Annotated in this window: 11 protein-coding genes; 1 reads left to right on the top strand and 10 read right to left on the bottom strand. The window is 56.6% G+C overall.

The genetic code is table 11. The annotated features are described in order from the left end of the window. Nucleotides 1-12 precede the first annotated feature (12 nt). Genes NLU14_RS20720 through NLU14_RS20700 form a run of 5 tightly spaced genes read right to left on the bottom strand, consistent with a single transcriptional unit; the run spans nucleotide 13 to nucleotide 5,581 of the window. A complete protein-coding gene (locus tag NLU14_RS20720; RefSeq protein WP_275710191.1) occupies nucleotides 13-1,017 on the bottom strand; it encodes an oligopeptide/dipeptide ABC transporter ATP-binding protein in 1,005 nt (334 codons plus the stop codon). Next, the gene (locus tag NLU14_RS20715; RefSeq protein WP_338040812.1) at nucleotides 1,014-1,982 is read right to left on the bottom strand and encodes an oligopeptide/dipeptide ABC transporter ATP-binding protein; all 969 of its coding nucleotides are present in this window, start codon (nucleotides 1,980-1,982) and stop codon (nucleotides 1,014-1,016) included. Before NLU14_RS20715 ends, NLU14_RS20720 begins: the two co-directional genes overlap by 4 nt. A 19-nt stretch (nucleotides 1,983-2,001) precedes the next feature. Next, the gene (gene oppC / locus NLU14_RS20710; RefSeq protein WP_275710187.1) at nucleotides 2,002-2,934 is read right to left on the bottom strand and encodes an oligopeptide ABC transporter permease OppC; all 933 of its coding nucleotides are present in this window, start codon (nucleotides 2,932-2,934) and stop codon (nucleotides 2,002-2,004) included. Beyond that, a complete protein-coding gene (gene oppB, locus NLU14_RS20705) occupies nucleotides 2,934-3,854 on the bottom strand; it encodes an oligopeptide ABC transporter permease OppB (RefSeq protein ID WP_275710185.1) in 921 nt (306 codons plus the stop codon). The genes oppC and oppB overlap by 1 nt, the downstream gene beginning before the upstream one ends. An 8-nt stretch (nucleotides 3,855-3,862) precedes the next feature. Next, complete coding sequence (locus NLU14_RS20700) at nucleotides 3,863-5,581, bottom strand: peptide ABC transporter substrate-binding protein (RefSeq protein WP_275710183.1); 1,719 nt, start codon at nucleotides 5,579-5,581, stop codon at nucleotides 3,863-3,865. A gap of 229 nt (nucleotides 5,582-5,810) precedes the next feature. On the opposite strand from NLU14_RS20700, the gene NLU14_RS20695 reads away from it, so the two are divergent. Further along, nucleotides 5,811-6,734 carry a formylglycine-generating enzyme family protein gene (locus NLU14_RS20695; RefSeq protein ID WP_275710181.1) on the top strand — a complete coding sequence of 308 codons (924 nt, stop codon included), beginning with the start codon at nucleotides 5,811-5,813 and terminating at the stop codon, nucleotides 6,732-6,734. Here NLU14_RS20695 and NLU14_RS20690 read toward each other — a convergent pair. The 5 genes from NLU14_RS20690 to NLU14_RS20670 form a co-directional block, all read right to left on the bottom strand. Beyond that, nucleotides 6,703-7,722, bottom strand: coding sequence for a tetratricopeptide repeat protein (locus NLU14_RS20690; RefSeq protein WP_275710179.1), 1,020 nt, complete (start codon nucleotides 7,720-7,722; stop codon nucleotides 6,703-6,705). The genes NLU14_RS20695 and NLU14_RS20690 overlap by 32 nt on opposite strands. Before the next feature lie 3 nt (nucleotides 7,723-7,725). Beyond that, nucleotides 7,726-10,833: a hypothetical protein gene (locus NLU14_RS20685; RefSeq protein WP_275710177.1), complete on the bottom strand. Its 3,108-nt coding sequence runs from the start codon at nucleotides 10,831-10,833 to the stop codon at nucleotides 7,726-7,728. Further along, on the bottom strand, nucleotides 10,823-11,671 hold the full coding sequence (locus NLU14_RS20680) for a DUF4123 domain-containing protein (protein ID WP_275710174.1): 849 nt from the start codon (nucleotides 11,669-11,671) through the stop codon (nucleotides 10,823-10,825). The genes NLU14_RS20685 and NLU14_RS20680 overlap by 11 nt, the downstream gene beginning before the upstream one ends. Before the next feature lie 61 nt (nucleotides 11,672-11,732). Next, the gene (locus NLU14_RS20675) at nucleotides 11,733-12,107 is read right to left on the bottom strand and encodes a hypothetical protein (protein WP_275710172.1); all 375 of its coding nucleotides are present in this window, start codon (nucleotides 12,105-12,107) and stop codon (nucleotides 11,733-11,735) included. Nucleotides 12,108-12,227: 120 nt separating this feature from the next. Then, nucleotides 12,228-13,406, bottom strand: a 1,179-nt coding sequence (locus NLU14_RS20670) for a lysozyme (protein WP_275710170.1), incomplete at its 5' end; no start/stop codon positions are given.

The following is a 13,406-nucleotide window of genomic DNA, read 5'->3' as shown; positions in this document are numbered from 1 at the left end:
CACCAACAGATTTTATTTCCCCTTTTTCTCCACATAATGACAGGCCACCCAGTGCCCTGCCCCGGTCTTGTCTTCCAATACCGGCACCTCTTTGCTGCAATACTCCGTTGCCCATGGGCAGCGCGTGCGAAAAACACAACCGCTGGGCGGGTCCAGGGGGGATGGCAGGTCGCCGTCCAGTTCCGCAGGGGGCTTTGCCCGCTCCCTGCCCGGGTCGGGGATGGGCACGGCGGCCATCAGGGCCTGGGTGTAGGGGTGTTGGGGGGCGGCGTACAGTTCGGCACGGGGGGCGTTTTCAACCACGTTGCCCAGGTACAGCACCATCACCCGGTCGCTGATGTGTTTCACCACGCTCAGGTCGTGGGCGATGAAGATCAGTGACAGGCCCATCTCCCGCTGCAGGTTTTTGAGCAGGTTGATCACCTGGGCCTGGACAGACACATCCAGTGCAGACACGGGTTCGTCGCAGATAATCAGTTTCGGTTCCAGAATCAGTGCCCGGGCGATGCCCACCCGCTGGCACTGGCCGCCGGAGAATTCGTGGGGGTAGCGGTTTTTCTGATGAGAGTGCAGGCCGACGCGGTCCATGATGGCGTCCACTTTCTCCCGCAATTCAGTGCCCTTGATGTCCGGATAATGGGTACGCAGGGGTTCGGCGATGATGTCGCCAACGGTCATGCGGGGCGACAGGGATGCGAGCGGGTCCTGGAACACCATCTGCAGGCGCTGGCGGCGTTTGCGCAGCTGTTTCAGGTTCAGGCCCCGCAGGTCCTCCCCCAGCCAGACCACCTTCCCTGCCTGGCTCGGCACCATGCCCATGATGGCCCTTGCCAGGGTGGACTTGCCGCAGCCGGATTCACCCACGATGCCCAGGGTCTCGCCTTCGTTCAGGGTAAAGCTGACGTTGTTTACCGCCCGCAGTTTTCTTGGCCGGGTCCAGGGCCAGGCGTTGCGGGGCATGATGTCAAAGGTTACCTGCAGGTTTTCCACCGCCAGCAGGGGCTGCTGTTCGCTCATCGGATGGCCTCCCGTGGCACGTTGCAGACCCGGATACGGCCCTGTTCAAAATGCTCCGGCGGGTCCAGTTCGTGGTAGCAGCGGGGTTCCGCGTTCGGGCAACGGTCGCAGAATGGACAACCAGGGGGCAGGTTCATCAGGTTGGGCGGGTTGCCGGGAATGGTGACCAGTTCGTCGATCTGCTCGTCGATGCGCGGAATCGCCCCCATCAGACCTTTGGTATAGGGATGGGTGGGGTCGCGGAACAGGTCCCGGGTGGCGGCGTATTCCATCATCTGGCCGCCGTACATCACCAGGATCTGGTCGCAGCTTCCCGCCACTACACCCAGGTCGTGGGTGATCAGGATGATGGCGGTGTTGAATTCCTGTTGCAGCTCCCGCAGCAGGCCCATTACCTGGGCCTGTACCGTCACGTCCAGGGCGGTGGTGGGTTCGTCCGCAATCAGCAGTTGCGGCCGGCACAGCAGGGACATGGCGATCATCACCCGCTGGCGCATGCCACCGGAGAATTCGTGGGGATAGCGGTGAATGCGGTTGCGGGCCTCGGGGATGCGCACGGCGTCCAGCATCTGCAGGGACTCCTGCAGCGCCTGTTTGCGGCTGATGCCCTTGTGCTGCACCAGTACTTCGGTGAGCTGGTCGCTGACTTTCATGAAGGGGTTCAGGGAGGTCATCGGGTCCTGGAAGATCATGCCGATGCGGGCGGCGCGAATCCGGTTCAGCTGTTTTTCCGGCAGGTTGAGCAATGGCTCCCCTTCAAATATCACCTCGCCACTCACCCGGGCGTTGTCCGGCAACAGGCCCATCAGGGCGAACACCCCCTGGCTCTTGCCAGCGCCGGACTCCCCCACGATTCCCAGGGTCTGCCCGGCTTCCAGGGAGTAACTGAGCCCCCGCACCGCCTGCAGGGTGCCGTCCGGCGTGTCGAAATCCACTTTCAGGTTGTTGACTTCCAGCATTGCCATAGATCGGGTTCCTGCCGGCTCAGCGGTCTTTGGGGTCGAGGGCATCCCGCAGCCCGTCGCCGAGGAAATTGAAACAGAACAGGGTCAGCACCAGCATCAGCATGGGGAAGATCAGCGTCCACGGGGCGGTCCACATGGCATCCGCCCCTTCGGAAATCAGCGCTCCCCAGGAGGTGTAGGGTTCCGACACCCCCAGCCCCAGGAACGAGATAAAGGACTCGAACAGGATCATCTCCGGCACCAGCAGGGTGGCGTAGACAATCACCACCCCCAGCACGTTGGGCACGATGTGGCGGAGCACAATCAGGAAGGGATGCACGCCCACGGCCATGGCCGCCTCGATGTATTCCTTGCGCTTGAGGCTCAAGGTCTGGCCGCGCACAATCCGGGCCATGTTCAGCCAGCTCACCGCCCCGATAGCAACGAAGATCAGCAGCACATTGCGCCCGAACACCGCCATCAGCACGATCACCAGGAACATGAACGGGAAAGCGCTGAGCACTTCCAGGGTGCGCATCATCATGGCGTCGGTACGCCCGCCCACGTAGCCGGAGATGGCGCCATAGAGAGTGCCGATGATCACCGCTGTCAGCGCCCCGAGAACGCCTACCATGAGGGAAATCCGACTGCCCTGCACTATGCGCTGGTACAGGTCGCGACCAATGGGGTCCAGGCCGAAATAGTGCTGGCTGGCCAGGCTCGGCACGCCGTCTTCGTCCAGGTTCGGCAGGCTGGCCCAGTCGATGGATTCGTTGTCCCAGGGTGACAGGTACTGGCCAAAGGCGGCGAACAATAACAGCAGGGCCAGTACCACCAGGCTTGCCACTGCTGCCCGGTGCTGCATGAACCGACGGCGGGCATCACGCCACAGGCTGCGGCCTTCGGTGTAGGCATCGTCTGCCAGGGTGTCCGCCAGTTCGCCCATGCCCGCATGTTTATCGGAGAAAAACATCAGTAACGCACCCTTGGGTCCAGCCAGGTGTAGAGAATATCCACCACGGCGTTGAACAGGATGGTCAGCACGCCCACCAGGATGGTGATCCCGAGAATCAGTGAATAGTCGCGGTTGATGGCGCCGTTCACAAAGTGCTGGCCGATGCCACCGGTGGAGAACACCTGGTCAATAATCACCGAGCCGGTAATGATGCCCACAAACGCCGGCCCCAGGTACGACACCACCGGGATCAGTGCCGGCTTCAGGGCGTGTCGCAGTACGATCTTGTGCCGGGGAATGCCCTTGGCGCGGGCGGTGCGGATAAACGGGCTGCGCAGGGTTTCGATCATGCTGCTGCGGGTGATCCGCGCCACCTGGGCGATGTAGGACGTTGCCATGGCAATGATGGGCATTACGATGAATTCCACCTGACCGCCTTCCCAGCCACCGGCGGGCAGCCAGCGCAGGGTGACGGCAAACAACAGCACCAGCAGCGGCGCCATCACGAAGTTGGGAAAGACCACGCCGGTCATGGCGGCGGTCATTACCGTGTAGTCCGGCCAGCGGTTCTGTTTGAGGGCGGCGAGGACACCCAACCCCACCCCGAACACCACCACAAACAGGAAGGACCAGGCGCCAATGTAGGCGGACCGGGGAAAGCTGGACTCGATCAGCTCATTGACGGTGAAATCCTTGTAGCGGAACGAGGGACCCAGGTCGCCCTGGGCGACGTTGCCCACGTAAATGAAATATTGCTGCCACAGGGGTTTGTCCAGGTTGTACTTGGCCTCGATGTTCTCCATCACCGCTTCCGGCACATTGCGCTCGTTGGTAAACGGCCCGCCCGGCGCTGCATGCATCAGCACGAACGAGACGGTAATCAACGCCAGAATGGTGGGTACGGCCACCAGCAACCGCCGGATAATGAAACTGAACATGGCTTCCCTCAGTCCGCAGTGATGTACATATCCTTGCTGTAGACGATGTTCCGGGGATTATTCTCCGGGTAGCCCTTCAGCCTGGGACTCACCAGGGCCACCGTGGTGTTGAAATACACCGGCGCCACCGGGAATTCCTGCCACAGGATTTCTTCCGCCCGGACGTAATAGGGGTTCGGGTCCTCGCTGGAGCGGGCATCCAGCAGCAACTGATCGTATTCCGCATTGCTCCAGCCGCCGTCGTTATTGCCGCTGTCGCTGGTGAGCAGGGTCAGGAAGGTGGAGGCTTCATTGTAGTCCCCTTTCCAGCCCTGGCGGGCCATGCCGAAGTTGCCGGCCTGTTTCTGCGAGAGAAAGGTTTTCCATTCCAGATTGCTGATGGTCACCTTTGCGCCCAGTTTTTCCTTCCACATCTGGCTGATCACAATGGCCAGCGCCTTGTGGCTTTCATCGGTGTTGTAAAGCAGCTCGAACTCCAGTGGGTTGTCTTCGGTGTAACCGGCCTTCCTGAGTTCCTGGCGCGCTGCCTCATCCCGCTCCGGCTGGCTCCAGGTGGCGTACTCCGGCTGCCGGAAATCGAAGCCACTGACATAGGGTGGCGTCAGGGTGAAAGCGGGCATCTGTTCCCCACGAGTGATGTAGCTGACGATCACGTTCCGGTCGATGGCGTAGGTCAGGGCCCGGCGCACACGCACATCATCAAACGGCGGCCGGTTTACATTGAACGTGTACATGTAGGTGGCGATGCTGGGCGCCATCACCAGTTCATCGGGCCGCTCCTTTTTCAACCGCGCCATCTGGGATACCGGCACCGTGGAGGTCATATGGAGCTCACCACTGGCATAACGCTGCAGTTCGGCGGAAGCGGACTCAATGGGCACGTACACCACCCGGTCGATGATGGTCTGGTCGTCCTCGCGGTAGTGGGGGTTGCGGGCCGCCACCAGTTTCTCACCCAGGTGCCAGGTCTTCAGTTGGTAGGCGCCGTTGGAGACCATGTTTCCGGGCTTGGTCCAGTCAGCGCCATGGGCTTCAATTGCCTGCCTTGGGGCGGGAAACATGGTGTAGTGAACGGTCATGTCCGGCAGGTAGGTGATCGGTTCATCCAGCGATACCTCGAAGGTGAAATCATCGAGGGCACGAACGCCCAGTGCTTCCGGCGCCTTCTCTCCGGCGATGATCTCACCGGCATTGGCCACCCCGGCGGATTCAATGTAGTAGGCGTAGTTGGACCCCACCTCCGGGTCTACCGCACGGCGCCAGCCATACACGAAGTCATGGGCGGTTACGGCGGTGCCATCACTCCAGCGGCCGTCTTCCCTGAGGTGGAAGGTCCAGGTCAGGTTGTTATCCGATGACGACCAGGACTTTGCCATCGCCGGTTCGGTATCGCCATTGGGGCCACTGCGGGTCAGCCCCTCGAACAGGTCAACCACAATCGCGCCACCCACGTTATCCTGCACCAGGTGAGGGTCCAGGGAGGCGGGTTCACTGGAGTTACCGCGCACAAGCACCTGCTTGCGGGCAAGGGGCTCACCGGTTTGAGGGTGGGTTTTCAGGCGGCTTTCCGGCGCGGCTATATCGGCGGCGGCCAGCGCCTGCTCACCCGCCTTTTTCTGGCCACCCTCACCACAGGCAGCCAGCAGTGCCACCCACGTCATTACCAGCAACGCCAGAACGGTGCGGATGTCCCGGCCAATGGCGGGTTCTGTTGAGCGGCTTGTCATGACGCTTTTTATTGGTGGGTTTTTGACTGTCATATCCATTGGAAACTAGTTCGGAATCCGGGAAGTCACAAGGCGCCGGACTAAACATGAATCAATGCTCACATTCCGGCGGTACAGGCCTCCCAGAAGCGGCCGGCAGACAGGTTGTTACCGGCCAGTCGAAGCTTGGCCCTCGTCAGCCTGACAGGTAGAATACCAGCATACATGGAATGTCACTCAATGGAATGGAATGACTATGATCGCCCGCCGTACCCAGCAATCCCTTTTGCTTGCCTTATCACTGACTGCCCTGACTGGCTGCGATGCCATCAACGACTGGTATGCCATCGAGGTGGCCCAGCGCAACATGGACAACATGGTGTTCGTTGAAGGAGGTGAATTTCTGATGGGCAATCCAGGCGGATGGGCCATGGGTGCCGATACCGTTCCCGCCCATGAAGTGGAGCTAGATGACTTCTATATCCAGAAGTATGAAGTCACCCAAGGGGATTTTGAGATTTTTGTGGAAGCCTCAGGACACAAAATCAAAGCTCGCTTTTACGAAGACAAACTCAGCGAGTCCCCCGATCGCTTTGCCAGTGAGCTTCCCGCACCTGTTTCTTGGCATGATGCTAAAGCATTTTGCCGGTGGCTCGGCGAGCAGTCTGGCAATGATGTGGATTTGCCCACAGAGGCACAATGGGAGTACGCCGCTCGGTCCCGAGGTAGACAGGTACTTCATGCTACCGACAACGGAGAACTACGCCCCGGACAAAACATAAGTGGGAAGAGACTGCACCGGTTTGATCGATTTGATGCGGAGCACTCTCCTCTTAACCGCCCAGGCTTTTACCCGCCAAACCCTTTAGGGCTGTACGATTTGTCCGGTAATGCAGAAGAATGGGTAAACGACTATTACTCCCCAGACTACTACCAAAGCTCCGAGAGAGTTAATCCCAAAGGGCCAGAAACGGGCAAAGCAGTTACAGTCGGTCCAAACTCTAAAGAACCCGAAAGAGTCATTCGTGGCGGCGGGCACTATGGTGACCTAATTGGTAGTTCGACTGTTGCTAGACGAAACGTGCCTGAGTCATCTATGCCAATAGCCAGCGGGTTCCGGTGCGTCAGAAACAAAAACATCCTTACATACCGAATTTCGGCAGGTAGTAAATAATCGGCGTATCGACCAACAATTCCTTGGAGCGCTCCTTCGCCTCAGCCATGATTTCAGGCGTCAGATAATCCTGATAGTACTCAATTAATTCCAGCGGCTCGTCCTTGCCCTTCTCACGGTGCACCGCGAGAAGAATGGCGGCACCCTCGACAGGACGGGGCTTTTCAAAGTGATACGAAATAGTCGGCGACAGAACCTTGCCAATATCCGGCCCCATCATGATTTGAACACCGGCTTCTACAAGCGCATCGTAATAATCGGTTTCAGCCATTCTCTCAACCCAATAGCGCGCCTCTTCTAATTGCCCCTGTTCTCTCAGCTTAACGGCCAGCTTTAGCATTGCTTTTGGGAAACCCTGCTCAGCCGATGCCCTGAGCCACATCAGAATGTCTTCACGACGGCCTTTATCAGTCCAGTAAAAGCCCATGTCCTGATCACCCAGCAAACCCGTTGCTAGCCAATACTGAGCAAAGGCATGCCCACCTTCGGCGGCTCGTTTAACCCATTCAAACTCCTCGTCCAGATCGCCACCAATACCAAAAACCAGAGATACGACCATCATCGCTTCCGTGTCGCCAGCTTCTGCCTTCGGAAGCGCAATCTCCTTTGCCCGATCCAACCACTCTTCACGGTCATAATCGCAATTCCTAAGCGTACCGCACATTCTGCCCTTCTGGGCAAATCTCAGCATGGCGTAGACATCGCCGCCTTCGGCAGCCTGACGGTAAAACTCTTCGGCCTCAGGTGTAATGTAGGTAGAGTTCCGGCGAAGAATATTGCCGGCGTAGTAGGCTGCTTCAGCATGGCCCAGTTGAGCTGCTTCCTTGAATTTCGTGAAAGCGTTCGGACTGTATCGTTGCTGGTAGAGGGTGTAACCCTCCTGGAACAATGACTCCGCCCGCTCCTGATCGGTTTGGGCAAAGACCGGAAGTCCCGCAAAGAGCAGTAATAAAAGCACGCAAACTCTTGCCAACGAGATTTTCAACATGATTTAAGCCTGCCCCAACAGATGCAAACTGAATTTTCTACGAAGCTTTCTGTAATCCTGAAATCTTGTCACATCCAAACCACCCGAGAGCCCCCGACCCATAAACTCATCCAACCTGGCCGCATTATCCCTGGCAAACTGCAAGGAATCCTCCGTTGGCTTGGTGCCCTGGGCGTTCATACGGGTCACCGATTCCTCAAACTGCCGTTGGATACGGTTGGGCTTCACGCCCCGATAAGACTCCGGGTGAACCAACTCTGACTCGCCCATCCATTCCAAGCATTGCAGGATCGAGATCTGTTGGAGTTTCAGCATTTCCTCTGCAGTCTTCTGCTCACGCCTATCCTCACCCTCAAACTCAACCGGCTCCGCCACAAGGTTGTGCAACATAGGACCAATCGCCTCAGGCTGCAACCCCAGGAACCACGACCGGTATTCATCCAGTGTTACCCTGGGCACATCATCAGTCGGCGCTGCTGTACCTTTCGCAATATCAATGGCTTCGGTAATTCTCACTGCCACAATCCCAGCATTTTCACCGCCGTGGAAGTCCCGGTAGACACTTTCAACGAAGTCGTATGACTGCGCCGCGAGGAACGAGATATTCAGAGCCGCGGAGAGCCGTAAGTTCATCAGCATGCTCAGGTACTCAAACGCACCGCCTTCAATCCAGTACACCCGGCGATAGCCGTTGTCGTGCAGCTCCTGCTGCAAGACGCGCATTAACAAGGGGAGAGTATCAAAATCCAGCTCGAAGCCAATGGCCATGCCTCCACCCAGGCCAGCCACTGCGCGGCCCTTGGCATAGAAGACCAGCCGGCCGTTGTTCATCCCAACCTTGATTTCTCCCGTCGCGCCAAGGCCAACGGCACCAACCAACTCATTACGGAGCACCCCCAGGGTGATCCACTCGGGAACCTCTTCCCCCAGTCGGCGCCATTTCTCGGATTTCCTGAGGCGTTGAGGAATGGACCATTTCATTTCGGCGCGCGTCATTTTACCCGCCTGGGCCCCAACAAAGGCATCGAATTCAGCGCCGCTAACCTCCCGTTTCTCCCGGTCCACACCTGTGAGCTGAACCCCCTTTCCCTTGACCGCTTCAACGCCTATCGAGCGACTCATCAGAATGCGGGCGCCCACGAATCCCCAGCACTTGGCGTCAACCTCACAGTAGAACCGACCCAGATCCAGTTCTCCGCTACCCCCTACGCTCCGGTAGGGTATGCGGATTGGTTCGGCTTCTTCCGGTTTCGGCAGTTTCAGAGAGAACAGATCCAGTTGCCCCTGCCTGTATGTCAGGTTGGCGCCGATTTTGGCCTCACCCAGGGTATACCCTATCTTGGACGCTCCGTTCTTCATACTGATGGAGGGCTCATTGGCAGGGCCACTAACGCCCGACAGCACTTCCACTTTTATCTGGTTTTGCAGTTCACGGCCCAGTTCGCCAGCAATACCACTGGATAGCAGCCTGACAAACTGGCCGGTGTAGCTGTCATCAAAACTCATGAGGTGGCGCTTTGCCTCGGATTCAAACAGAAATACCCGGAGGTGGGCGCCCCAAGCATCAAGCTCCTCGGGATTATACTGCTCCAGCACGCCTTCACCCTCGATGACACTGAAGAACCGATCCGGCTGAAATAGCCCCTGATCGTCGAACCAGTCTTCCTGCAGGGGGTATTTTTTCGCCCCTTGATCCGTTAACAGTTTCTCCAGGGCTTTATCCTGGCCCGGCTTTTGGGCCGTTTTGAGAGACAGGGCGATATCGAAGGATGACTCGGGGGTTTCCGGCGTACCCAGTCTGTCCTGTCCACCCGGCAGGTCCAGGAGGGAAAAATGTTGTAGTTCGGAGTTGCCTCCTGGCCGGGAGAATTCCCGCAGGGGAACGCCGGGACGTACCAGGGCCTTATAGGGGGGCGTGTTGTAATCAGCTGGGTTCCAGATAAACAGTTTCGGGGGTGACAGTTCACTGGACTGCTCTTTGGCGCGGCACCGCAGTGCTTCCTGCTTCTTCTGGCAGGTCTCAATTTTGTGCTGGTATTGCAGAATTTCCGGGGCCGGCGCGGGGCCATTCAGGCCAATCACGCTAAGCCAGGCCCCGCCATGCTCTTTCATATCCTTGGTAAGCTGCTCAATTTCCCAGTCCAGCAACCGAAGGTCGGTCATATCCAGAATGCCGTCCTTCACCTGGCGATGGCCGTTCGCCAGCGCATATTCCGGCGAGGCGATACCGATGTTTGCGAGATCCAGCACCGTATCGGCATAGTCCCGCATCCTGCCTTCCAGCTTGTTCAGCTCCGTCAGGTACTGTTCGACCTTCTGGATATCAGGTGTCTCCCTTTGCCATTCATACGCCATCAACTCCCGGTTCATGCGGCAGGTGTTAACGAAGATGGCGGCCACTGTTTCGTTGGACACTTCGTCCTCTTCAAAGTCCTTTCGAGCTTCCAGGTAGGCCGATAGCAGCTCTTTGATGTTCCGTTGCTCAGGCGAGAACAACTCCTGCTCCACCACATGAAACCCAGCGTCACGGGCAGCATCAAGTCCTTGATCCTGAAGAGCCATCAATCGGTCAGATCGGCTCTCTTTCGATGCCTGAATATCCTTCTTGCGATCGTACAGTCTCTGCCGGATTTGATGCCATTGCTTGGTTGTTTCAAGGCGATTGACATAGTAAGACCGTTCTTCAGTAAGCGAATCTATCCGTTGGTGATAAGCCTCTTCTTCCTTACCCAGCTCTTCGTCCAGCCTGTGTAGCTCCCGGTCCGCATCCCGGTTCTGGCTATGCAGGTCGTCCCACTCGGATTGTTCAGCCGGTGGCAGGAAGCTTTTGGCCGTGGCGGGCAGGAACAGATCGGTCAAACCTGCTTTTTCCATCTCGGATAGCCGCTCTTCCAGGGTCTCCCTTGAAGCAGCTGCCTTGAGGCGGGCGGCACTGGTTTCCATCTTATCGAGAACGTTCTGCGGAACCACCCAAAAACTTCGGTGCCCGGTTACGTAGACCACCGTGGCGTTTTTGCATTGCTGGCAGTCTTTCGCCTCGGATTGGCTTGAAGTCTGGTCTGATTCGGAGACCTTGGAAGGAGGAAGTTGCACCGGGGCATCAGTCGACATGAGTTACAGTCCTTTGTTCGCTTTCCAGATGAGCCAGAATCTGGCTTGGTGATAATCCCTGATCACTTGCCAGATGTTGCCATCTTGTGGATTCCGTTAGTGGCACGCCTGCCTGGATCGCCAGCCTTACCCAGCGTTCCTGGTCGGCGAGTAAACTTATCCCCGCGTTGTTCGCCGATTTAATTTCCCCCAGAACAAACTGTTCCGGGTCGGACGCGGAGATATGGGGCCGGTAGTAATTCGTTAGTGACTCGGCAAACTGCGCAATGCGTGCCTCATCCAACGCCTCCAACTGCGCTTTACCCAACGCAAGCGTTGACCCCGGTTGCGGCCAGTCGGCAGGTTGTGATTCCGTGGTCACCCACCATTGGCCTTCGTTACACCAACACCACTGAGAAACACCCAGTAGCTGATAACGCTGGTTAGGCTGTAAAACCGTAAGGAGGGGGCCTAAGGAACGTGGATCGTAAAAACGAAATACGGATGGCTTCCCGTCCAGCAGGGGAATAATGAGCGAGCGGAGGTGGTCGGCCATTGCCGCCAGGCTGACATCTGGCGCGGAGATTAACATGCCCAGACAGTCGGACTGATAGCGCTCGATCAGCGCCTCACGAAAAACCTGCGCGTCTCGAAGCTCAATCAGTATGGGACCTGTAGACCAGTTGCTTGCCAGTTCCGTCCCCTGGTAAAGGGGATTCCAGGGAATATCGCCCAGGTCGAAATGGTTATACAACCACCCCAGCAACTGGCCCTCATCTTTCTGGGCCAGGTCCAATACGGCGAAGTCTGCACTCTCTGGTGTATCAGTTCGTTGGAATATCGACTCAATTGTGGTCATGGGTGCTCGCGGTCCATCGCTGTTGCAGTATTCGGGGTATTAGTGGCCGATCATTGGCGGTTCACAGGGGTTTCATTTTATAAATCCAGCCATCATACATTTCCCAAATCTGACCATTCACTAGCTCAAGATTAATCGAGGGCTCATCAGCACCATCATCTTCATCATAAACATGCAAAACTTTAATAGAGGTTCTATTCGAGCCAAACCCATAAAAGTTGCTCCAGCGATTGACAGAAACTTCTCCTTCCTTTGGCAACGGATAACAATCCAACTCATAAGATGGATTGGAAATAACAAAATCCCTGACCTTAAAAGTTTCACGTTCAACAACAACTTCTTTTCCAATACGGTCTTTGGCTGAAGCCTCTGTAGTCAACCCTCCACCATACTTAACCACGCCAAAAATTTTGTAACTTGAATACAGGTCATTCAAAGAAATTTCCGAACAAGACGATCTGGTTTTATTGTCGTCAACCGCAAAACAGCCTGCAGAGATTAAACTCAGCATGAAAATTAAAAAATACCTAACCATCAATATTTTCTCCGTTCGCGGTTACCACTTTTCATAGATGGCGTTTGAGTAGACGCGCCATTCAGCATCTCGGCGATTTATCAACCCCTGACTAACAGAACCTTGTGAACGATTCCACGCTTTCCACGCACTTTCTAAATTCGAATAAGGTGTGGATGCGTTAGAGTCGTTAATAAGGGCAACAGCAGAAGAGCTTGAGAACCCGGCTATACCAATGTTGTAAGCAAGCATGACAGCTGCATCAAACTGATTTTGTGAAAGGCTAGCACTAACAGCATCATTAACAGCTGCGACAAAAGGCGCTACATCCTCTGCAAATAGAGCATCGGCCTGGACAGCTGTAATTCCATTCTCATAAATAGACCACTCACTTTTTGAAATTAAGTGGCCATATCCAATGGTTGCACCTTTAACCCATGAATTAATGGCGTTTCCAGTCTGATCATCGTATGGATTAAGGCGTAGTTCCTCTACGCTTTTCAGTAATTTCTCACCTTCTGCGCTCAACCCCATTTGCGCATTATCCTTGGCATTTTTAGTGTTCTCGTTTGGAGCTGTACCTTTGTTGCCGTTCTGCATAGTTCCACCTCCGTTCACGCCTTGACTTACAGGCGATGCGCCAAAGGAGTTTCGATTGTGCTCGTGAATAACACATTGTCCACTGCTATCGAACTCACATCCAGACGCAACGGTGCTTCCAGCCTTGGCAACCCGGGTGAGCACATCAGATGTCAGTGCTGAAACGCCCGAAAATGACATGTTATCGGCAGTAGCGGCTCCCCGCGAACCCGTTGTCGCCAATTGCGCCGAGGCATTGTCTGGCTGCACTTGGTCAGCGAGCATGGCCGGCTTTGCGGGCACCTGAGCAGACGCCCCACTGCCACTCCCCGGCCCACCCCCAGAATTCATCTTCACCATCGGCCCGGACACGGTCACACCGCTGGGGTCCACCTTCACAAAGCTGCCACCGGCCTTCAGGGTCACTTCCGCACCCGCTTCGATCACGATCTTCATGCCGGCCTTGTGGTGGATTTCGCTGCCGGCTTCGATGAGCTGGTTCTTGCCCTGTTTGCTGTGGTGGCTGCCGTTGACGGTGAGGCTGGCGTCGCCGCCGATGGATTCGCGTTTCTCACCGTCCACGGTGGCGTGGTCATTGCCCTTGATGTGGGCCTTGCGGTGGTTTTCCACAGTCAGGTGGCT

Origin of the sequence: Marinobacter iranensis (assembly GCF_029207565.1) — a bacterium.
Lineage (GTDB): Bacteria > Pseudomonadota > Gammaproteobacteria > Pseudomonadales > Oleiphilaceae > Marinobacter > Marinobacter iranensis.
The sequence above is the reverse complement of the archived record's forward strand: the minus strand, read 5'-3'. Positions and strand labels throughout refer to the sequence as shown.

Excerpts from the sequence above, each read along its gene's own strand:
- NLU14_RS20720 (WP_275710191.1), bottom strand. The coding sequence starts at position 1,017 with ATGAGCGAACAGCAGCCCCTGCTGGCGGTGGAAAACCTGCAGGTAACC.
- NLU14_RS20715 (WP_338040812.1), bottom strand. The coding sequence starts at position 1,982 with ATGGCAATGCTGGAAGTCAACAACCTGAAAGTGGATTTCGACACGCCG.
- oppC (WP_275710187.1), bottom strand. The coding sequence starts at position 2,934 with ATGTTTTTCTCCGATAAACATGCGGGCATGGGCGAACTGGCGGACACC.
- oppB (WP_275710185.1), bottom strand. The coding sequence starts at position 3,854 with ATGTTCAGTTTCATTATCCGGCGGTTGCTGGTGGCCGTACCCACCATT.
- NLU14_RS20700 (WP_275710183.1), bottom strand. The coding sequence starts at position 5,581 with ATGACAAGCCGCTCAACAGAACCCGCCATTGGCCGGGACATCCGCACC.
- NLU14_RS20695 (WP_275710181.1), top strand. The coding sequence starts at position 5,811 with ATGACTATGATCGCCCGCCGTACCCAGCAATCCCTTTTGCTTGCCTTA.
- NLU14_RS20690 (WP_275710179.1), bottom strand. The coding sequence starts at position 7,722 with ATGTTGAAAATCTCGTTGGCAAGAGTTTGCGTGCTTTTATTACTGCTC.
- NLU14_RS20685 (WP_275710177.1), bottom strand. The coding sequence starts at position 10,833 with ATGTCGACTGATGCCCCGGTGCAACTTCCTCCTTCCAAGGTCTCCGAA.
- NLU14_RS20680 (WP_275710174.1), bottom strand. The coding sequence starts at position 11,671 with ATGACCACAATTGAGTCGATATTCCAACGAACTGATACACCAGAGAGT.